This is a genomic window from Novosphingobium sp. BF6 (genome assembly GCF_058273105.1).
Genome location: NZ_CM177775.1, coordinates 2,043,205 through 2,063,290, shown reverse-complemented (window position 1 = coordinate 2,063,290; position 20,086 = coordinate 2,043,205). Strand labels below are relative to the sequence as shown.

The 20,086-nt window shown below is 63.9% G+C and carries 19 protein-coding genes; 9 read left to right on the top strand and 10 right to left on the bottom strand.

Annotation, left to right across the window (positions count from 1 at the left end; all coding sequences use genetic code 11):
• Positions 1–31 precede the first annotated feature (31 nt).
• From AC4D6D_RS10020 to tyrS, 3 genes are all read right to left on the bottom strand, one after another.
• On the bottom strand, positions 32–2,143 hold the full coding sequence (locus tag AC4D6D_RS10020) for a TonB-dependent receptor (RefSeq protein WP_491325169.1): 2,112 nt from the start codon (positions 2,141–2,143) through the stop codon (positions 32–34).
• A 136-nt stretch (positions 2,144–2,279) separates the two neighbouring features.
• Entirely contained in the window at positions 2,280–2,618 is a 339-nt protein-coding gene (locus AC4D6D_RS10015) for a PilZ domain-containing protein (RefSeq protein WP_491325168.1), read from the bottom strand.
• Between the two features lie 198 nt (positions 2,619–2,816).
• Positions 2,817–4,046: a tyrosine--tRNA ligase gene (gene tyrS, locus AC4D6D_RS10010; protein WP_491325167.1), complete on the bottom strand. Its 1,230-nt coding sequence runs from the start codon at positions 4,044–4,046 to the stop codon at positions 2,817–2,819.
• Between the two features lie 154 nt (positions 4,047–4,200).
• On the opposite strand from tyrS, the gene AC4D6D_RS10005 reads away from it, so the two are divergent.
• A complete protein-coding gene (locus AC4D6D_RS10005; protein ID WP_491325166.1) occupies positions 4,201–4,737 on the top strand; it encodes a DOMON-like domain-containing protein in 537 nt (178 codons plus the stop codon).
• Positions 4,734–5,933 (top strand): exo-beta-N-acetylmuramidase NamZ family protein, encoded by a 1,200-nt coding sequence (locus AC4D6D_RS10000; protein WP_491325165.1) that lies wholly within the window; start codon positions 4,734–4,736, stop codon positions 5,931–5,933. Before AC4D6D_RS10005 ends, AC4D6D_RS10000 begins: the two co-directional genes overlap by 4 nt.
• Before the next feature lie 355 nt (positions 5,934–6,288).
• Here the strand turns inward: AC4D6D_RS10000 and AC4D6D_RS09995 are convergent, their stop codons facing one another.
• The 4 genes from AC4D6D_RS09995 to AC4D6D_RS09980 are packed head-to-tail and all read right to left on the bottom strand — an operon-like array spanning position 6,289 to position 9,654.
• Positions 6,289–7,470, bottom strand: a complete 1,182-nt coding sequence (locus AC4D6D_RS09995) for a vWA domain-containing protein (RefSeq protein WP_491325164.1) — start codon at positions 7,468–7,470, stop codon at positions 6,289–6,291.
• Positions 7,461–8,342, bottom strand: coding sequence for a DUF817 domain-containing protein (locus AC4D6D_RS09990; RefSeq protein ID WP_491325163.1), 882 nt, complete (start codon positions 8,340–8,342; stop codon positions 7,461–7,463). Before AC4D6D_RS09990 ends, AC4D6D_RS09995 begins: the two co-directional genes overlap by 10 nt.
• Positions 8,339–8,767, bottom strand: coding sequence for a GFA family protein (locus tag AC4D6D_RS09985; RefSeq protein ID WP_491325162.1), 429 nt, complete (start codon positions 8,765–8,767; stop codon positions 8,339–8,341). The genes AC4D6D_RS09990 and AC4D6D_RS09985 overlap by 4 nt, the downstream gene beginning before the upstream one ends.
• A 20-nt stretch (positions 8,768–8,787) precedes the next feature.
• Positions 8,788–9,654 carry an AAA family ATPase gene (locus tag AC4D6D_RS09980; protein ID WP_491325161.1) on the bottom strand — a complete coding sequence of 289 codons (867 nt, stop codon included), beginning with the start codon at positions 9,652–9,654 and terminating at the stop codon, positions 8,788–8,790.
• Positions 9,655–10,010: 356 nt separating this feature from the next.
• Here AC4D6D_RS09980 and AC4D6D_RS09975 point away from each other — a divergent pair, with 356 nt between their 5' ends.
• The gene (locus AC4D6D_RS09975) at positions 10,011–10,163 is read left to right on the top strand and encodes a hypothetical protein (protein WP_186829874.1); all 153 of its coding nucleotides are present in this window, start codon (positions 10,011–10,013) and stop codon (positions 10,161–10,163) included.
• A 144-nt stretch (positions 10,164–10,307) separates the two neighbouring features.
• On the opposite strand, the gene AC4D6D_RS09970 is transcribed toward AC4D6D_RS09975, so the two are convergent.
• On the bottom strand, positions 10,308–10,814 hold the full coding sequence (locus AC4D6D_RS09970) for a MarR family winged helix-turn-helix transcriptional regulator (RefSeq protein WP_491325160.1): 507 nt from the start codon (positions 10,812–10,814) through the stop codon (positions 10,308–10,310).
• Between the two features lie 429 nt (positions 10,815–11,243).
• Between AC4D6D_RS09970 and AC4D6D_RS09965 the strand changes: the two genes are divergently transcribed.
• The 4 genes from AC4D6D_RS09965 to AC4D6D_RS09950 all read left to right on the top strand — a co-directional run bounded on the left by AC4D6D_RS09965 (position 11,244) and on the right by AC4D6D_RS09950 (position 15,466).
• A complete protein-coding gene (locus tag AC4D6D_RS09965; protein ID WP_491325159.1) occupies positions 11,244–11,372 on the top strand; it encodes a hypothetical protein in 129 nt (42 codons plus the stop codon).
• Positions 11,369–12,847 (top strand): NAD-dependent succinate-semialdehyde dehydrogenase, encoded by a 1,479-nt coding sequence (locus AC4D6D_RS09960; RefSeq protein WP_491325158.1) that lies wholly within the window; start codon positions 11,369–11,371, stop codon positions 12,845–12,847. Before AC4D6D_RS09965 ends, AC4D6D_RS09960 begins: the two co-directional genes overlap by 4 nt.
• 10 nt (positions 12,848–12,857) lie before the next feature.
• A complete protein-coding gene (locus tag AC4D6D_RS09955) occupies positions 12,858–13,928 on the top strand; it encodes an amidohydrolase family protein (RefSeq protein WP_491325157.1) in 1,071 nt (356 codons plus the stop codon).
• A 374-nt stretch (positions 13,929–14,302) separates the two neighbouring features.
• Positions 14,303–15,466 carry a glycosyltransferase family 87 protein gene (locus AC4D6D_RS09950; RefSeq protein WP_491325156.1) on the top strand — a complete coding sequence of 388 codons (1,164 nt, stop codon included), beginning with the start codon at positions 14,303–14,305 and terminating at the stop codon, positions 15,464–15,466.
• 19 nt (positions 15,467–15,485) lie between these two features.
• On the opposite strand, the gene parE is transcribed toward AC4D6D_RS09950, so the two are convergent.
• Together parE and AC4D6D_RS09940 are read right to left on the bottom strand one after the other, a co-directional pair.
• Positions 15,486–17,483, bottom strand: a complete 1,998-nt coding sequence (gene parE, locus AC4D6D_RS09945; protein ID WP_491325155.1) for a DNA topoisomerase IV subunit B — start codon at positions 17,481–17,483, stop codon at positions 15,486–15,488.
• Positions 17,484–17,585: 102 nt separating this feature from the next.
• Complete coding sequence (locus AC4D6D_RS09940) at positions 17,586–18,743, bottom strand: penicillin-binding protein activator (protein WP_491325154.1); 1,158 nt, start codon at positions 18,741–18,743, stop codon at positions 17,586–17,588.
• Between the two features lie 41 nt (positions 18,744–18,784).
• Here AC4D6D_RS09940 and rsmI point away from each other — a divergent pair, with 41 nt between their 5' ends.
• Positions 18,785–19,612, top strand: coding sequence for a 16S rRNA (cytidine(1402)-2'-O)-methyltransferase (rsmI, locus tag AC4D6D_RS09935; RefSeq protein ID WP_491325153.1), 828 nt, complete (start codon positions 18,785–18,787; stop codon positions 19,610–19,612).
• Positions 19,609–19,971, top strand: coding sequence for a YraN family protein (locus AC4D6D_RS09930; protein WP_491325152.1), 363 nt, complete (start codon positions 19,609–19,611; stop codon positions 19,969–19,971). The genes rsmI and AC4D6D_RS09930 overlap by 4 nt, the downstream gene beginning before the upstream one ends.
• The last annotated feature ends 115 nt before the right edge of the window (positions 19,972–20,086 follow it).

Here is a 20,086-nt window from a genome sequence, read left to right as displayed (position 1 = left end):
GAGATTTTTTCGCAGCCTATGTTTTTTCGGCTCAATAGGTGAAACGCGCGGTCAGGCGCACATCGCGTCCGGCGATGGGCACAAAGTCGCGCGTTTCCGAAGCTGCAAGGCGGCCGGTCACGTCGAGCAGGTTGTCCGCCGCCAAAATCAGCGAGAGCGGGCCTTGCGTGCCGAACGGACGCCAGGTGGCGCTGGCGTTGACGAGGGTGAAGGCGTTCGTCGGGTTTTCGTTCTCGGTCACGCGGCTTTGCTTCGCGTTCCACTCGACTTCGCCGCGCAGGGTGAAGGAGGAGGCGTCGAACTCCAGCCCGCCGCGTGCACGCAACGGCGGAATCCGGGGAACCGGACCCATGTTGACCAGCTTGGCGTGGGTATAGTCCACACCGCCATCGGCCTTCAGCGACTTGTCGCCCCAATGCGCGAAAGTGACGCCGCCTTCCGCCTCGATGCCGCGGAAGCGGGCAGGGGCCTGGAGGTACTGGTACACCGGGAAATCCTCGATCACTTCGCCGGTGGGGACGGCAGTGATGAAGTTGGCGAAGTTGGTGCCGAACACCGTCACCGAGCCGACCACGTCGCCGCCGTTGTAGCGTGCCCCGGCCTCGATGCTGTCGCTGCGCTCGACCTTGAAGTTCGGATTGCCGCGTTCGTAGGACTGGGTGGCATCGTGCATGCCGTCCACGAAGAGTTCTTCCGCCGAAGGTGCGCGCTCGCCGTGCGAATAGTTGACCGAAAGCGTGACGGTATCGATCGGATGCCAGGCCGCGCCCGCGACGGCGGCGTACTGGTTGAAATTGCGATGCTCGTCCGAGGGGATCGTGCGGATCTGCGTGTTCTCATAACGCAGCGCGCCCTCGAGGTCGAACCGGCCCAGTTCGAGATGCTGGAGGGTGAAGACCGTGAAACGATCGGTGTTGTTGTTCGGCAGCAGCTTCTCGTCACCGGTGATGCGAAGCTGCGAGGAAGAGTACTGGACGCCGCTGGAGCCGCTCCAGATGCCGCGCCGGGCCTGGTCGGCCTGAAGGCGGACTTCGAGCGCCTGGTTGTGGAACTGGGTGCCGATATCGCCGTCCTCGATTTCGGCATGTTCGTAGTCGCCATAAGCGCCGCGCACTTCGACGCGCTTGAGGAAGCCTTCGAGATTGAGCCCGGCGCGCAAGTCCACGCGGGTCTGGCGCAGCGAGATGCTGGTGGCTTCCGGATCGGCCGAGGGGCGCGGCGGAATGCCGTAGTCGGTCGCGAGGCGCTGGACGGAAACGCCGATGTCGCCGCCCTCGTCGATGAAGGCGAGGCCGCCGCCGTAAGTCCAGCCTTCGGTGCCGCTGTTGGCGATCTTGCCGCGCCTGTTGGCTTGCTGGGTCAGGGTGGCCGCGCCGGTGAGGTCGCCCGCATCGGCGAGATCGCTGGCCTGCGTCAACGTCTGCGCGCGCAGTTCGGGCGAGAGGACGTAGCCGCCGACATGGAGGTCGTCGCTATGGTAATAGGAGGCATCGAAATGGGCGACCAGACGGCTGGCGAGGCGCACGTCGGTTGCCACGCCGCCGTTGACCATGTTGGCCGCCGTCCCGAACGATCCGAGCGCATCGACGGTGAAGGCCTTGTCGGGAACCTTGCGGGGAATGCGCTTGTCCACGGCGTTGACCGCGCCGCCTGCCGGATCGCTGGTATAGAGCAGGACGCGCGGGCCGTGGAGCACTTCGATGCGCTCGACATTAAGGGTGTCCAGCGAGACCGCATGGTCGGCCGAGACCGAGGAGGCGTCGAGCGAGCCGATGCCGTCGAGCAACACCTGCACGCGCGGTCCGTCGAAGCCGCGCAGGACCGGACGCGAGACGCCGGGCGCGAAGCCGGTGCTGGAAACGCCGGGCAGGCTCGCCAGCATCTCGCCGATCTGCGGCTTGAGATCGCGGGTCAGCGCTTCGCCCGAAAGCACGACAGGTGCCGAGATCGGATCGGCATTGCCGGAAATGAGGCGGCCGGTGACGATGATGTCGGCGCCGCTCTCCTGCGGGTGCCCGTCAGTGTCCGCAGGCGCGATTGCAGTCGCTGTCTGGGCACTGGCCATGGTCGGCAGCAGCGCGAGCGTCGTGGAGAAGGCGCTGGCAGTGACCAGCAGGGCGATTCGGGCGGTTGGGAGCGTCATGCCCGAACGGCTAATTGCGAGGATATAACATATCAATGCTGAAGTGTTTCGGTGCGCTAAAGCGAGGCTTGCATGCGGCCAATGGAGTTTGTCTTTGAATTTGCGGGAAATCGGCCCAGCGTTTCCCGCAGGTCCGTCAGCGGCGCGGGCGCAAACGCGGGTTGGGTTGAATGGTATCGACCAGCTTGAGGAAGTCATCGACGCGGATGATCCGCTCGAACTGGAAGCCCGCGCGGCCTTCGTGTGCCCAGATCATGTGGGCCTCGATCCGGCCGATCACCGGCAGGCGCATGACGAGACGCTCACCGCGCTCCAGCGGCAGTTCGCCTTGCGACATGAAGCCCTGTGCAGAGAGGTTGACGATGTGCAGATGCAGGTCGCCGAGCTGACGATGTTCCGCAATCACGGGGTAATCGACGGGGTGGCGCGTCGCTCGACGCTTGTCGGTTACAGTGAGCTGCGCTCCTGCAGTCATCTCAATTGCCTCTGTTGTGACCGTGAGGCGAAACGGTGCACCGAAATGGCAAAGAAACGGTAAACCCGTGCACTATTGAGCATAGTGGGGCGGCAAAATGTGCCTACCGTGCGTTAAAGCGCCCCGGTTTTCGAAACCGGGGCGCTTTTTGCATCATGCCTGTGGGCAAATCTTTAAGGGTTGCCCACGGGGTGACTGTTAAAGCCCCTTGAGGATCGCGTGCTTCTTCTTGCCGAGGCTGAGCTTGCGAGTTTCTCCGGAGGCGACGTCGATCAGGAAGGCCGGATCGCTCATCACTTCGTCGTCCAGCTTGACCGCACCTTCGCCGATCTTGCGCTTGGCCTCGCCGTTGGAGGCGGTGAAGCCGAGTTCGGTCAGCGCCGCGCCGAGGCGCACGCCTTCGCCGCCCACTTCAAGGGTCGGCAGATCCTCGCCGAGGCCGCCGCCCGCGAACGTCGCCTTGGCGGTTGCTTCGGCGGCGACGGCGGCGTCATCGCCGCGGCAGAGCCTGGTCACTTCGTTGGCGAGCACGACCTTGGCATCGTTGATCGCGGCACCTTCCAGCGCTTCGAGGCGGGCGATCTCGTCCAGCGGCAGGTCGGTGAACAGGCGCAGGAATTTGCCGACGTCGCGGTCGTCGCAGTTACGCCAGTATTGCCAGAAGTCGTAGGAAGGCAGCATGTCCTCGTTGAGCCATACCGCGCCTGCGGCCGACTTGCCCATCTTGGCGCCGTCCGCCGTGGTGAGCAGCGGCGTCGTCAGGCCGAAGACTTCCTTGCCGTCCATGCGGCGGGTCAGTTCGATGCCGTTGACGATATTGCCCCACTGGTCGGAGCCGCCCATCTGGAGCCGGACCTGCCTGTCCTTGTTGAGGTGACGGAAGTCGTAGCCCTGAAGGATCATGTAGTTGAATTCGAGGAAGGTCATCGGCTGCTCGCGTTCGAGGCGCAGGCGCACCGAATCGAACGACATCATGCGGTTCACCGTGAAGTGGGTGCCGACTTCCTGGAGCAGCTGGATGTAGCCGAGCTGGCCGAGCCAGTCCTGGTTGTTGACCATGACCGCGTCGGTTGGGCCGTCGCCGAACTTCAGCAGGCGCGAGAAGATCGAGAAGATGCCCTTGATATTGGTCTCGATCGTCTCGTCCGTGAGCATCTTGCGGCTCTCGTCGCGGCCGGTGGGATCGCCGATCCGGGTGGTGCCGCCGCCCATCAGCACGATCGGCTTGTGTCCGGTCTGCTGGAGACGGCGCAGCATCATGATCTGCACGAGACTGCCGATGTGAAGCGACGGCGCCGTCGCATCGAAGCCGATATAGCCGGGCACGACCTGCTTGGCGGCGAGAGCGTCGAGGCCCTCGGCGTCCGTCATCTGGTGGATGTAGCCGCGCTCGTCGAGCAGGCGGAGCAGGGAGGAATTGTAGGTCATGATGGCCCAGTGCTTTATGGCTATGATGGATCGGAAGTCGCGCGCCTAGCACGCACGGCGCGCAAGATGAAGCGGCTCCGATCGAATCCGCCCCGCCGCATTCGGAGGCGAAACCGGATTGCCAGAAGCCATGCCCGCGCTCTAGGCAGGCGGCATGGCCGACCTGACCTGCCACCCGGCGCATCCTTCCGTCCTCGTTCGTTCCATCGAGACCCGCGTGATCGGCCACGATCGCGACTGGCTACGCGTGCGCTGGCGCATTCTCGGCGCGGGCAAGCTCGTGGTCCCGGCTTTCGCGGGCAAGGGCCGCGCGAACGACCTCTGGCAGACGACCTGTTTCGAACTGTTTCTCCAGGAACCGGGCGGCACAGGCTATATCGAATTCAACCTCTCGCCCTCCGAGCGGTGGAACGTCTACGACTTCACCGGCCGCCGCGAAGGCATGACCGAGCGGCCGATGCCGCGCGAGCCGGAATGCGGCTTGCGCAAGGGTTCGGATATCGCCGTGTTCGATGCCGCGATCCCGGCGTCCGGGCTTCCGAAGGCGGCGCTTCATCATGGGTTTACCGCGGTGATCGAGGAAGAGGGCGGGGTGAAGAGCTACTGGTCGCTTGCCCACAACGCCGATGCGCCCGACTTCCACGATCCGGCTTGCTTCGCGCTCGCGCTTGCGGCACCCACCGGCGCATGAAATTCGGCATCGATCGCCTGCTGGCGGACCCTGAACTGCGCGCGCCACTTGAAGGCAGGCGCGTCGCACTCGTCGCTCACCCTGCCTCGGTCACCGAGGACCTCGTCCATTCGCTCGACGCGCTGATCGCGGCCGGAGTCAATGTGACGAGCGCCTTCGGCCCGCAGCATGGGCTCAAGGGCGACAAGCAGGACAACATGGTCGAGACCGAGAACGAACTCGATCCGACTTACGGCATCCCGGTCTACAGCCTCTACGGCGAAGTGCGCCGCCCGAGCGCGGAGATGATGGCGAGCGCGGACGTGTTCCTGTTCGACCTCCAGGACCTCGGCTGCCGCATCTATACGTTCGTGACGACGCTGCTCTACCTGCTCGAAGCGGCGGCGGAGCAGGGGAAGTCGGTCTGGGTGCTGGATCGCCCGAACCCGGCCGGTCGCCCGGTCGAAGGGACGATCCTGCTGCCCGGACAGGAGAGCTTCGTCGGGGCAGGTCCGATGCCGATGCGTCATGGCCTGACCCTTGGCGAGATGGGCCATTGGTTCCTGCGCCGGTTCGAACTCGACGTCGATTACCGCGTGGTCGAGATGGAAGGCTGGGAGCCGGAAGGCCCCGGTTTCGGATGGCCGCAGGATCGCATCTGGATCAACCCCAGCCCGAACGCCGCCAATCTCAACATGGCCCGCGCTTACGCCGGGACGGTGATGATCGAGGGCGCGACGCTTTCGGAAGGGCGCGGCACCACCCGTCCGCTGGAAGTCCTGTTCGGCGCTCCCGATATCGATGCCAAGGCCGTGCTCGCGGCGATGGAGCGGATCGCGCCGGAATGGCTGGCGGGCTGTGCCGTGCGCGAATGCTGGTTCGAGCCGACCTTCCACAAGCACGCCGCTACGCTGTGCAGCGGGCTGATGATCCATGTCGAGGGCAAGTTCTACGATCACCACGCCTTCCGCCCATGGCGTCTTCAGGCGCTGGCGTTCAAGGCGATCCGCCAGCTCTATCCTGACTATCCGATCTGGCGCGACTTCCCTTACGAATACGAGTTCGAGCGCCTCGCTATCGACGTCATCAATGGCGGTCCGGCCTTGCGCGAATGGGTAGACGATCCTGTGGCGCTTCCCGGCGATCTCGACCTGATCGCCGGGCGTGACGAAGCTGCGTGGCAGGCCGAAGTCGCGGACCTGCTGCTCTACCGCTGAGCGGGATCAACGGGCCGGCGAGACAGTCGCCGGTCCATCGGCATAGGCGCGCGGCGCCGTCATCCGTCCGCTCATGCTGACCAGCACCGGGCAACCGGCGACCGATTTGTCGACCGCCCGGATAATCTCCGGCTTTCCCGCCGTTTTGGAACGCGGCGCGGCGTGACCGGCGGCGGCGTTGGCCAGCTGGATCGTGTGGCCGCACTGCGCCCTGGATGGAGCCTTATCGGGTCCTGAGCAGGGGCCGCAGCCGTGGTCAGCGCGCCCAGCGCCGCGACCAGCACAACTTTCTTCATTGTCGCACTCCCTTTTTTGCAAAGACATAGTTCTGCATCTCGGGCGCTGAGGCAAGCCGTCAGCTCTTCTTGCGGCTGAGTTCGCGCATGGCGGCATCGAGACCGTCCAGCGTCAGCGGGAACATCGCCCCGCCCATCAGGTCGCGGATCATGCGGGTCGAGGACGAGTAGCCCCATTGCCGCTCCGGGGTGGGGTTGAGCCAGACCGTGGCCGGATAGGTCTGCGCCACGCGGGAGAGCCAGACTGCGCCGGCCTCGTCGTTCATGTGTTCCACCGAGCCGCCGGGGTGGCTGATCTCGTATGGGCTCATGGCCGCGTCGCCGACGAAGATCACCTTGTAGTCGTGCCCGAACTTGTGCAGCAGGTCCCAGGTCGGCGTGCGCTGCGACCAGCGGCGGCGGTTGTCCTTCCATACGCCTTCGTAAAGGCAGTTGTGGAAGTAGAAGAACTCCATGTTCTTGAACTCGGAGCTGGCAGCGCTGAACAGCTCTTCCATGAGTTCGATATACGGGTCCATCGAACCGCCGACGTCGAGGAAGAGCAAAACCTTCACGGCATTGTGGCGCTCGGGCCGCATGCGGATGTCCAGCCAACCCTGTTTCGCGGTGCCGCGGATCGTTTCGTCGAGATCGAGTTCCTCTGCCGCGCCTTCGCGGGCAAAACGGCGCAAGCGGCGCAGCGCGACCTTGATGTTGCGAGTGCCGAGTTCGCGGGTGTTGTCGAGATTGGCGAACTCGCGCTTTTCCCAGACCTTGATCGCGCGACCGTGTCGTCCTTCGCCGCCGATGCGGATGCCTTCGGGATTGTAGCCAGAATGGCCGAACGGTGACGTCCCGCCAGTGCCGATCCACTTGTTGCCGCCCGAGTGGCGTTTTTCCTGCTCTTCCAGCCGTTTCTTCAGCGTCTCCATGATCTCGTCCCAGGAGCCGAGCGCCTTGACCTGCTCCATCTCCTCCGCAGAGAAGTAGCGCTCGGCGACCTTGCGGAGCCAGTCCTCGGGAACATCGACCGGCTGCTGGCCGTAGTCGCTGAACACACCCTTGAAGACGCGCTGGAACACCTGGTCGAAACGGTCGAGCAGGCCTTCGTCCTTCACGAAAGTTGCACGGCTGAGGTAGTAGAAGGCCTCCGGCGTGCGCTCGATCACCTCGCGTTCCAGTGCTTCCAGAAGCACCAGATGCTCCTTGAGCGAGGCCGGAATCCCGGCGGCGCGCAGTTCGTCCACGAAGTTCAGCAGCATGTGACGTTCCGATCCAACCGTTCCCGTGGGCGATGGAGCAGCGCCACCAGAACGAACGAGATATACATCAGAAGATACCAGGCGCCGAGCTTCCCCCAATGCACCATCGCCCAGCCCTGGCGCTGGCTCGGATATATCCAGGCTCGAGAAAACGTCGCGAGGTTCTCGGCGAACCAGATGAACAGTGCGACGAGGAACCAGCCCAGCAGGAGCGGCATCCAGCGATCCTCCCGCCAGACCCGGAACCAGATGCGGGTGCGCAGGAACAGCACGCCGAGCGCGGCGAAGAGGGCGATGCGGATATCCGGCAGCCAGTGATGCGCGAAGAAGTTGACGTAGATCGCAATGGCCAGAACGACCGCCAGAGCCTCGGCCGGATAGCCGGTGAAACGGAAGTCGAAAATGCGCCAGATGCGGGCGATGTAGCTGCCGACGGCGGCATACATGAAACCGGAGAACAGCGGCACCGCGCCGATCCGCAGGAAGCTCGCTTCCGGATATTCCCAGGATCCATGGGCGGTCTTGAACAGCTCCATCACCGTGCCGACGAGGTGGAAGGCCAGGATCACCTTCGCTTCGTCCAGCGTTTCGAGCCGCAACGCCAGCATGCCGACCTGAATCGCCAGCGCCGAACAAGTCAGAAAGTCGTAGCGCGCGAATGCGGCATCGGCCGGGTAGAACAGGTGGGTGGCGACGAGCAGGGCAAGCAACAGCGCGCCGAACAGGCAGGCCCAGGCCTGCTTGAAGCCGAACAGCAGGAACTCATAGATCCACGAGGCCGGGCCGGGGCGCGGTTCGAAAGCCTCCAGACGAGTACGAACCGCTGCGAAACGGGTATGCTCGGCAGGAACCGGTTCCGACAAATCGTTCATGCAGGGGACGGCGGTGGCGGCGGCTGGCGCGGCCAGCTTTCGAGAGCCGCATCGAAAATCGCCCATTCCGGTGCGTCTTCGGTCCAGATCACCGCTTCGGGCTTCAGTCCGTGATCGGCATTGAGAGCGCCAAGGCGCACGGTCATCAGATGCGACCGCGCCGAGCTTTGGGCGTATATCTGCGTGCCGCACTGCGGACAGAAATGGAAGGTGAGGATATTGCCACTGGCCGCCGTCCAGGTCGAGGCACGGAGGTCGCCCTCGATCGACACGTCCTCGATCTTGAAGATCGCGTTGTTGGTCGGTCCGCCCGCGGCGAGTTGCTGGCATTGGCGGCACCAGCACTGGCGCGTGGCGATGGGCTCGCCCGAGATGGTCAGCGAAACGGCGCGGCAGGTGCAGCCGCCGGAATAAGGTGCGGTCATGGTCGTCAGGTCCCCAGCATTCAACTTTGGCGCCGCGCCATGAAGGCGAGCCGTTCGAATAGCATGACGTCCTGCTCGTTCTTGAGCAAGGCGCCGTGGAGCGGCGGGATCGCCTTGGTCGGGTCCTGGTTCTGGAGCACGTCGAGGGGCATGTCCTCGCTCAGCAGCAGCTTGAGCCAGTCGAGCAGTTCGCTGGTGGACGGCTTTTTCTTGAGGCCGGGCACTTCGCGCAACTCGTAGAATATCTCCATCGCGCGAGTGACGAGCGTCTTCTGGATGCCGGGGAAGTGGACGTCGACGATGGCCTGCATCGTCTCACGGTCAGGGAACTTGATGTAGTGGAAGAAACAGCGGCGCAGAAAGGCGTCCGGCAGGTCTTTCTCGTTGTTGGAGGTGATGACGACGATCGGACGTTCCGCGGCCGCGACATGCTCGCCGGTTTCGTAGACGTCGAAGGCCATGCGGTCGAGTTCGGCCAGGAGGTCGTTGGGAAATTCGATGTCGGCCTTGTCGATCTCGTCGATCAGCAGCACGGGCAGGCGGGGCGAGGTGAAGGCTTCCCACAGCTTACCCTTGCGGATGTAGTTGTTGATGTCGTGGACCCGCGCATCGCCGAGCTGGCCGTCGCGCAGGCGGCCGACCGCATCGTACTCATAGAGGCCCTGATGCGCCTTGGTGGTGGACTTGACGTTCCAGGTGATGAGCGGGGCATCCAGCGAAGCGGCGATCTGCTCGGCCAGCACGGTCTTGCCGGTACCGGGCTCGCCCTTCACCAGGAGCGGACGGCGCAGCAGGACGGCGGCATTGACCGCGACTTTCAGGTCGTCGGTGGCGACATAGCTGCTGGTGCCTTCGAAGCGCTGTAAAATGCCGGAATTATCGCCCACAGTTAACCGTCCTTATTCGCAAAAAACCTGCTTTGCCGCCAGTTTCATCCAGTTTTTTCTGCGCTCGTGCACGCGCGTAAATTTGACGACTTGCCGTGAACGATATGGCAAAAACGCTCAAAGAAGTCCCGCTTACAACCCGCGCTGCACGTACCAAATTACCGAAGGTGTGCACTGGCGGGACGTAGTTACGCAAGTGCATTTAGGATGCCGGCGCGGGAAGCGCGGGGGCGTTTGGTTGGTTCGTGGGCGTGTCAGCGTGGGCTACAGGCAAGCAAGGCTAGGACCGGCCGATGACGAAATTTTGGAAGGTACATTGTCGGTTGCGGCTGCGATCAAGGCCGCCCGCGACGCCCGTGGCCAGGCCTTCCATTGTGTTCGGCATAGTAGGCACAGGACTGGGGCTGACCGGTGCGGGTCGGCTCAGCGACCTTTATGCCGTCAGTACATTCGGCGCGAACTACATGATGCTGTGCATCGAGAATGCAGCGGCGACGGTCGTCCTGTAGCGCTGTCGCGCTGCTTAAACCCAGGGACTGCGGCTTGCGCTGGCCAGCATGGCGTTACTCTACGTCTGGAGCGCCTTCCATTTCTGGCGCGCGAGCAGAGCGACCCGGGATGACCTGCTGAACCCTGACTACCGTCGCAGCCGGTCAGCCTATCGCTTCTTCGGTCATCGTCAGGAGGTTGGCGGCCATCTTGCGCAGCAACCCGTCGAGCACTTCGCTTTCTTGTGCTGTGAGCGATTGCATGACGCGTGCGTGGAAGGCGGTTCGATGCGCCATCAGCGGAGTGTAGGCATCGAGGCCTGAGGGGGTGATGAACATGACCGGGGCGCGGCGATCGGCAGGGTTGTCCCGCCTTCCGACCAGCCCCTGCTTCTCGAGCGAAGTGGCCGCACGGCTTACTTCCGCCCGGTCTACCCAAGCCTTCATTGCGATCTGCCGGACGGTCAGCCCATCGAGTGCCAGTGCCAGGCGGCTGAGCACCCGCCATTCCGCGATCGGCAGATCGGTTACGGAGGCCAGTTCACGGATCGTCAGCCTGTCCATGACTTTGGCGACCAGCGACATGCGAAAGGATGGAAAATCCAGCCCGTCCAGTTTCCAGCCGTCAAGCCGTTCCTGATCCATGGCGGGTTCCTTGTCATCCGCGCTCACGCTGTTCTCCATTTCATCACGTCCCCATAAGGGACGCCGCCTTCGTCTGGCAGGGACCTGCATGCTCTCGCTGGTGATCTACACGCAAATAGGCGGTGGTCAAACGGGTCGGCAAGCGCGCCGCCGGGTACCACCGAAGGCGGAAACACCATCAGTGATTAATCAATGAACTTGTACAATGGGTATTGTTGATCTATCAACGTTCTTGCGCGACCGTTGCTTGCGAGAAAAGGGGGATCATGCCGTCATCCTGTCGAGCCGTTGGTGCGGGAAGATCGTCTGATCCGGACTTATCCGCCGCTTCCGTAGAAATGTTATCGGCCGGATTGAGGCCATGAAATTTCGGCAAGCAATTAATTTAACAGGGTTCTTTGAGCCGCCCGAGGGCGAGGAGGTTATCTGGTCGCTGCGGAAAATCCCCTGGCCCACATGCATTCGCGACTGCTGCTGTTCAGGGCGAAGGAACTGTCTGCCGGGGCCATAACGACGATCGAAATGCCGATCCGACTGCGCAGCGGCCTGCATGGCAACCAGTATCCTGCCGCGCCTTCCGCATGACCTTCTTTACTCAAGGATTTTCAATGACCGATCTGGCTGGCCAAGACATTGCCTATCCCGCGCTGAAAATGCACATTGACGGACAGTGGCTGGATGCGGGCGCGCGGCGCGTCCATCGCGTCGTCAATCCGGCTACCGGAGAAACGCTGGGCGAATTGCCGCTGGCCGATGGGGAGGATCTGGACCGCGCATTGGCTGCCTCCGAAGGGGGCTTTCGCCGCTGGAAGAACTCCACCGGAGGGGAACGCGCCGAAGTGCTGGGCGGCGCCGCACGGCTGCTGCGTGAACGGGCTGAACAGATCGCCGTCAACGCCACGCGCGAGGAGGGCAAGACCCTTCTCGAGGCGCGCGTCGAGGTGCAGGTGGTCGCCGGGCTTTTCGATTTCTATGCTGGAGAGGCCCAGCGCCTGTATGGGCGCCTGTTGGTCCGACCGACCGGTCAGCGATCGATGGTGATGAAGGTGCCGGTTGGGCCTGTCGCGGCATTCGCGCCGTGGAACTTCCCGATTGGCAACCCGGGGCGAAAACTCGGCGCGCCGATCGCCGCCGGCTGTTCGGTGATCTTGAAGCCTGCCGAAGAGACCCCCGCATCGGCCATGGCGATCCTGCAAGCGCTTCTCGATGCCGGACTGCCGACGGGGGTCGCACAACTCCTGTTCGGTGTTCCCGACGAAGTGTCCCGCCATCTGCTGGCCAGTCCGATTCCACGCAAGGTGAGTTTCACCGGATCGACGGCCGTGGGCAAGCATTTGATGCGTCTTGCAGCCGATACGATGAAGCTCACGACGATGGAACTGGGCGGCCATGCTCCCGTGATCGTCTTCGACGATGCCGATGTCGATAAGGCGGTCGAGATTCTCGCGACCGCCAAGTTCCGCAACGCGGGACAGGTGTGCGTGTCGCCCACTCGCTTTTATGTGCAGGACGCCGTCCACGATCGCTTCGTGGCGGCGATCTCCGAACGGGCCGCCGGGATTGGCGTCGGCAATGGACTGCAGGCAGGCAATGTCATGGGGCCGATGGCCAATCCGCGCCGCCCGGACGCGATCGAAGCGATGGTGGCCGATGCACTGCGCCATGGGGCCAGGGCTGTCGCGGGCGGGGAAAGGCTGGATCGACCCGGTTTCTTCTTCCAGCCAACGGTTCTTTCCGATGTTCCCGTGGAAGCCCGGATCATGAACGAGGAGCCTTTCGGACCCGTTATCGTCACGGCCCGATTTGCGACGTTCGATGAAGTCGTCGAACAGGCTAACCGCCTGCCGTTCGGCCTTGCCGCCTTCGCCTTCACAGAGAACGGCAGGCAGGCGAACATGATCGCCGATGCGCTGGAAAGCGGCATGGTCGGTATCAATACGACGATGATCGCCGCGCCCGACAGCCCCTTCCAGGGTGTCAAGGAAAGCGGTCACGGGTCCGAAGACGGTCCGGAAGGCGTCGCCGCCTGCCTTGTCACAAAAGCCATCCATCAAGCATGAAAGCGATATCATGACCGACATCACGGCAGCACCCCAGACCGGCGGCGCGCAGGGATACCTTCGCATCGCGACCGAGGAGGCCTTTTCCACCCCCGAACTGACTGCCGCTTTCCGCGATGAACTGAACGGGTCGCAGGTCGATCCCGGCTTTCAAAGCCTGATCGGCTTCTATCTCGATCATCCGGCGCCGCGCCCGCAGTTCATTGCGCGCAAGTTGCTGGAACTGGGCAGTGAACGGATCGCGGAAATGGATGCACGGGGCATCGATCGCCAGGTCCTGGCGCTTACCGCGCCAGCCACCAATGCCTTGCGCGATCCAGACCGGGCTACCATGGTTGCGGAAACCGCCAACGACCGCCTCCACGATGCCATCGGGAAATATCCCGACCGGTTGAGCGGCATGGCGGCCTGTGCACCGCAGGACCCCAAGCGCGCGGCGAAGGAGATTGAGCGCGCGGTTACGAAACTGGGTCTCAACGCAGTGATCATCAACAGTCATATTCTCGGAGAATATCTCGACAACCCGAAGTTTTCCGAAGTGCTGGAAGCGGCCGAAGCAATGGATGCGCCGATCTATATCCACCCCAACACGCCGCCGCCCGCTATGATCGGACCGATGCTGGAGGCGGGGCTGGACGGCGCGATCTTCGGCTTCGGCGTGGAAACCGGCATGCACGCGCTGCGCATCATCACTTCCGGTGTGCTGGATCGCTATCCCAAGCTGCAGATCATCATCGGCCATATGGGCGAAGCCTTGCCCTACTGGATGTACAGGCTGGATTTCATGCACCGTGCGGGCGTCAGCACGGGGCGCTACGAATGCATGAAGCCGCTCAGGAAGGAAAAGGTCTCCAATTATCTCAAGGAGAATTTCCACATCACCAACAGCGGCGTGGCATGGGAGCCGGCCATCAAGTTCGCGCAGAGCGTGATCGGCGAAGACCGTGTGCTCTATGCTATGGACTTTCCCTATCAGTGTCCCGTCGAGGAGGTGATCATGCTCGACAATATGGACATGCCGCTCGCGACAAAGAAGAAATTCTTCCAGACCAATGCCGAAAAGCTGTTCAAGATCGCATGAGCGATCCGGAAGAATTCGACTGTGTGATAGTAGGTGCGGGATCGGCGGGCTGTGTGCTCGCCGCCCGCCTTCATGCGGGCGCGTACCAGCCACGCTACACCTGGGCTTCTTGTCGGAGCCGGAGCCTCACTTGAACGGCCGGAAGTTGCCTTTGCTGTGGGGACGCGAGTTATTCAGCGTAATTTTCATAAACAAATTTTATTTTATTGAGCCTTCGAAGCCGCTGCACGCCCTGTCCCTTCTAACTGATCGCTGAAGTTTATGTTCTTCAGCGCAGCGAGGTGAGAAGGGAACTCGCTATCTCTGCTGGAGCGATGGACTTCACCGCCGAGGCGTTGCAGACAAGGGCAATGGGGGCAGATTTCCTGAAACGCATGGATTGGTTGAACGCGCGGCGCGTTGGTGGATATCTGCGCGTGTTCGCGATGCTCAACGTTGCGACGATCGTGTGGCTGGTGGCGACTTCGCATGGCGGCGTCGATATCAACGGCTATCTGCTGGGCAGCGACTTCATCAGCTTCTGGACGACCGGCCACATGCTGGTCGATCATGCCAATCCTTATGACGGCGCCGCGCATATCCTGGCCCAGCGGACCTATTATTCGACCGAGGGCGCCTATACCGCCTTCTACTATCCGCCTTCGTTCCTGCTGTTCTGCTGGCCGCTTGGGTGGTTGGCCTATTTCCCGGCGCTCGGGTTCTGGGTGGCGACGACGGGGGCGTTCTGTTTCGCGGCCGTAAACCGGTGGTGGGCCGATGCAGAGTTAGGCAAGCCGCTCTGGCTGCTGTTCGCGGCCTTTCCCGCCGTTCCTATCGTCGTCACCCATGGGCAGACGGCGTTCCTCGTTGCCGGACTGCTCGGCCTTGGGGCCTGGCTGGTGCCGACGCGGCCTTTACTTGCAGGCGTGCTGTTCGGCTTGGCGACGATAAAGCCACAGTTCGGTCTGCTGCTGCCGCTGGTGCTGCTGGCGACCGGCGAGTGGCGGGTGATCGCCGCTGCCGCGTTTACGGCGCTTGCTTTGGCAGCCGTTTCCGTCGGGGCGTTTGGCCTGGATGCCTGGACGGACTGGCTTGGCGCGAGCGCACGGGCGCAGACGGCCATGGCCTATGGCCAGATCGGCTATGGCAAGATGATGAGCCCCTTTGCCGCACTGCGTCTCCTTGGGGGATCGATGACGGTGAGCTATGCCGCGCAGGGCGCGGTGACGCTGGCGGTGGCTGCGCTGGTCCTGAAAGCCTCGTGGCGCAAGGCGTGGACACCGGGGCTGGCTGCGCTGACACTGGCGGGCGCACCGCTGGCGACTCCCTATGTACTCGATTACGACATGGTGATCCTCGCCTTCCCGTTGCTCTGGCTGGCGGGGGAGGGGCTGAAAAACGGCTTTCGCAATGGAGAGCGGGCCGCGCTGTTCGTCGCCTTTGCCGCACCGGCGCTGGCCCGGCCGCTGGCGCTTTACCTTTACGTGCCGATCATGCCACTGGCGATGCTGCTGCTCTTCGAGATCGTCCGGCGCCGCGTGGTAGCGGCGCCGAATTGATCTCCGGATTGATCGGAGGTCAGGCGTCGATCAGTTCGGGGTCGATCTCGCCCGCGCGGTTCTGGATGAACTGGAAGCGGTGTTCCGGGTTGCGGCCCATCAGGCGGTCGACAAGGTCCTTTACCGCTGCACGGCCCTCGTACTCCGGCGGCAGGGTGATGCGGATCAACGAACGACTTTCCGGCGCCATCGTCGTCTCGCGAAGCTGGCCGGGGTTCATTTCGCCGAGGCCCTTGAACCGGCCGACTTCCACCTTCTTGTTCTTGAACACCGTGGCTTCAAGCTCGGCGCGGTGGGCGTCGTCGCGCGCATAAGCCGATGTCGAGCCTGCGGTCAGGCGATAGAGCGGCGGCTGGGCGAGATAGAGGTGCCCGCGCCGCACGATGTCCGGCATCTCCTGGAAGAAGAAGGTCATCAACAGGGTGGCGATATGCGCGCCGTCGACATCGGCGTCGGTCATGATGACGATACGGTCGTAGCGCAAGTTGTCCGGGTTGCAGTCCTTGCGGGTGCCGCAGCCGAGCGCGAGGCCGAGGTCGGCGATTTCCTGGTTGGCGCGGATCTTGTCCGCCGTGGCCGAAGCGACGTTGAGGATCTTGCCGCGGATCGGCAGGATCGCCTGGGTCTTGCGGTTGCGCGCCTGCTTGGCCGAACCGCCTGCCGAGTCGCCCTCGACGATGAAGAGTTCGGTTTCGCCGTCGCCTTCGCCCGAACAGTCGGTCAGCTTGCCGGGAAGGCGCAGCTTGCGGGCGTTGGTGGCGGTCTTGCGCTTGACCTCGCGCTCCGCCTTGCGGCGCAGGCGCTCGTCCATGCGCTCCATCACCGCGCCGAGCAGGGCCTTGCCGCGTTCGAGATTGTCGGTGAGGAAATGGTCGAAATGGTCGCGCACCGCCGCTTCCACGAGGCGAGCGGCCTCGGGGCTGGTCAGGCGGTCCTTGGTCTGGCTCTGGAACTGGGGATCGCGGATGAAAACCGAGAGCATGACCTCGCTGCCGGTGATCATGTCGTCCGGCGTAATGTCCTTGGCCTTCTTGGCCTGGCCCACGAGATCGGCGAAGGCGCGGATACCCTTGGTCAGTGCCGCGCGCAGGCCCTGTTCATGGGTGCCACCGTCTGGTGTCGGGATGGTGTTGCAGTACCAGGAAAACGAGCCGTCGGAATAGAGCGGCCAGGCGATCGCCCATTCCACGCGGCCCTGTTCGGAGCCGTCATCGCCGCGCGGGAAGTCCTGCGTGCCGGAGAAGGACTGCGTGGTTACGCATTCGCGGGCGCCGATTTGTTCGGCAAGGTGGTCGGCAAGGCCGCCGGGGAACTGGAACGTCGCTTCTGCCGGAACGTCTTCGGACGCCAGCGAGGGCGCGCATTTCCAGCGGATTTCGACGCCCGCGAAGAGATAGGCCTTCGAGCGCACCAGCTTGAACAGGCGCGCGGGCTTGAACTGCTGGTCTCCGAAGATCTCGGTGTCGGGCGTGAAGCTGACCGCGGTGCCGCGCCGGTTCGGCGCCGCACCGACCTTCTGGAGCGGGCCGAGCGTTTGCCCACGCGAAAATTCCTGCGCGAACAGTTCCTTGTTGCGGGCCACTTCCACCCGGGTGAGGCTGGACAGCGCATTGACCACGGAAATGCCGACGCCGTGCAGGCCGCCCGAAGTGGCATAGGCCTTGCCGGAGAACTTGCCACCCGAGTGAAGCGTCGAAAGGATGACTTCGAGCGCCGATTTGCCGGGAAACTTGGGGTGCTCGTCAACCGGAATGCCGCGGCCGTTGTCGGTGATGGTCAGCCTGTTGCCTTCATCGAGCGTGACCTCGATGCGGTTGGCATGGCCGGCGACGGCCTCGTCCATCGCGTTGTCGAGCACTTCGGCGGCGAGGTGGTGGAGCGCGCGCTCGTCGGTGCCGCCGATGTACATGCCGGGACGGCGCCGGACAGGCTCCAGCCCCTCCAGCACTTCGATCGCGGAACCATCGTAGGATTCCCCGCCCGAGGACGGGAGCTTGTCGAACAGGTCATCGGACATGGGCTGGACTATAAGGCGCCCAGACCCGCGATCAAGCGCGGGTTTGGGCTTATCCGCAAAGAGATGTTCACTTTTTCTTCCGCTCGACAGCGCGGAGAGGACTTACTTGGGGAAGCCGCTCGGTGCCGCGCTGACAACCTTCACCGAACCACCTTCCACCGCTCGGACTTCGAGCGCGCGCTCGATCAATCCGTTGCGGCCGAAACGGAACGGCCCATCCACGCCCAGGAAACCGCCGGGATCGAGCATCGCCGTGGCCGGGAAGACCTTGCCGGGCGCCCAGTCACGCGCGACGCGCAAGGTCAGCAGCACGGAATCGTAACCCAGTGTGGCAATGCGGAAGGGGGCCGTGCCGAAGCGGGTGCGGTAGCTCTTGGCGAACTGGGCGAAACGCACATCGGAAACGGTGGAGAACCACGCGCCGTTGAGCGCCGGGCTGGTCGCCAGTTCGCGCTCGCCGCCCCAGAGTTCGGTGCCGAGCAGGCGCACGCCCGCGCCGCCGCCTGCCGCGCGGTAGGACACCGCCGCCTTGGCCGAAAGGCTGCCGCTGTCGGCAATAAGCAGCGCGCCGTAGCCGCTCTTGGTCTTGATCCGGCTCGCCGCAGCGGCGATCGAGGCGGCGGAGCGGTCGTATGTCTCCATCGCCACTACCGAACCGCCGGCATCGCGCACCGAGGCGAGTAGCGAGCTGCTGGCGCGCTCCCCATAATCGCCCTTGGGCACGAGCGCGGCGAACGTGGTCACGCCCTTGCCGCGCGCATATTTGACGGTGCGGGCGATCGACTGGCCGGGCAGATTGCCGATGATGAAGACGTCCTTGCCAGCGGCTTTCTCGTCGTTGGAGAACGAGATCAGCGGCACGTGCGCCGGCTTGGCGACCGCTGCCACCGAGGCGATGTCGTCGGAGAGCAGCGGGCCGAGAATCAGCTTGTTGCCGTCGGCCACGGCGCGGCGTGCGGCTTCGCCGGGATTGGTGCCGGTGTCGTACGTGGTGATGCGCAGGTTCTTCGCACCGGTATCGAGCAGCGCCATGTTCGCCGCATTGGCCAGCGACTGGCCGACGCCTGCATTGGGGCCGGTGGTCGGCACCAGCAGGGCCACGCGGTGACGCTCGGTATCGGTGGGAATCTCGCTTTCCGGGGCCGTCGGCGTAGGGGCAGGAGCCGGGGCAGGCGCCTTGGGAACGACCGCGCACCCCGCCAGGGCCGCCATAGCTGCCGCCGCGAGAAGATTGCGCCGGTTCAGGCGATTATAGAACATTGCTTGCCGCTCCCATAGTGCTTGGGCCATGAGTTCCCGCGATGGAACACACTCTCACCTCAGGCCTCTACATAGTGGCAACCCCGATTGGCAACCTCGGGGACATTACCTTTCGCGCCGTGGAGATCCTCAAGGGGGTCAGCGCGGTCGCCTGCGAGGATACCCGAATCACCGGCAAACTCCTGCATCACCTCGGCATCAAGCAGAAGATGATCCGCTATGACGACCATGCGGGAGAGGGCGACCGCGAACGTCTGCTGGCGCTGATGGAAAGCGAGCCGGTGGCTCTCGTCAGCGATGCGGGGACCCCGCTGATCTCCGATCCCGGCTATCGCCTCGTGAAGATCGCGCGGGAGCGGGGCATTCCCGTCACCAGCCTGCCGGGCGCCAATGCGGCGGTGATGGCGATGACGCTGTCGGGCCTGCCCAACGACCGTTTCCTGTTCGCCGGGTTCCTGCCCAACAAGGCCAAGGCGCGCGAGACGGTGCTCGGCGATCTCGCCAAGGTCCCCGCGACCTTGATATTTTATGAGACCGCGCCGCGTCTGGAGGATTCGCTGGAGGCGATCGCGGCGGTCCTTCCGGGCCGCGGAGTGGCGGTTGCGCGCGAACTCACCAAGAAGTTCGAGGAATGTCGCAGCGGAACTCCGGAAGAGCTCATCGCCCACTACGCGGCCCATCCGCCCAAGGGCGAGATCGTCCTCCTCATCGCGCCGCCGGGCGAGGAGCCGATCGGCGAAGTCGACGTGGATGCGCTGTTGCGCGCTGAACTGGCGCTGGCCAAGCCCTCGCAGGCAGCGGCCAGCGTCGCCAAGGCGACCGGCCTGGATCGCAAGATTCTTTATGCCAGGGCGATGGAGCTGAAGTGAGCCGGCGGCGAGCCGAAGCGGAGCGCCAGGGGCGGCGAGCGGAGACGCTCGCCGCGTGGTACTTGCGGCTGACCGGCTGGAGCATTCGCGCCATGCGGGTGAAGACCGCGCGCGGGGAAGTCGATATCGTCGCCCGGCGCGGGCGAACCTTGTGCTTCGTCGAAGTGAAGTGGCGCGCGCGCCGGGCCGATCTCGACCATGCGATCGATCACTACCGCCTGCGCCGCGTGGCCGCTGCTGCCGAGGCTATCGGGCACCGCTATCAAAAGCCCGGTGACGACCTGAGGATCGACGTGCTTCTGCTGGCGCCGGGCTGCTGGCCCCGCCGCATCGTCAATGCCTGGCAACCGGGGGCCTGACAACCGGACACCTGAAGCTCGATCCGGCGCGCAAAGTTTCAGGACTGACCCAAAACCATTCGCACCCGCCGCCGAATTTGATTAAGCCGCCTTTCCGAAAGATACCGCTCGGTAC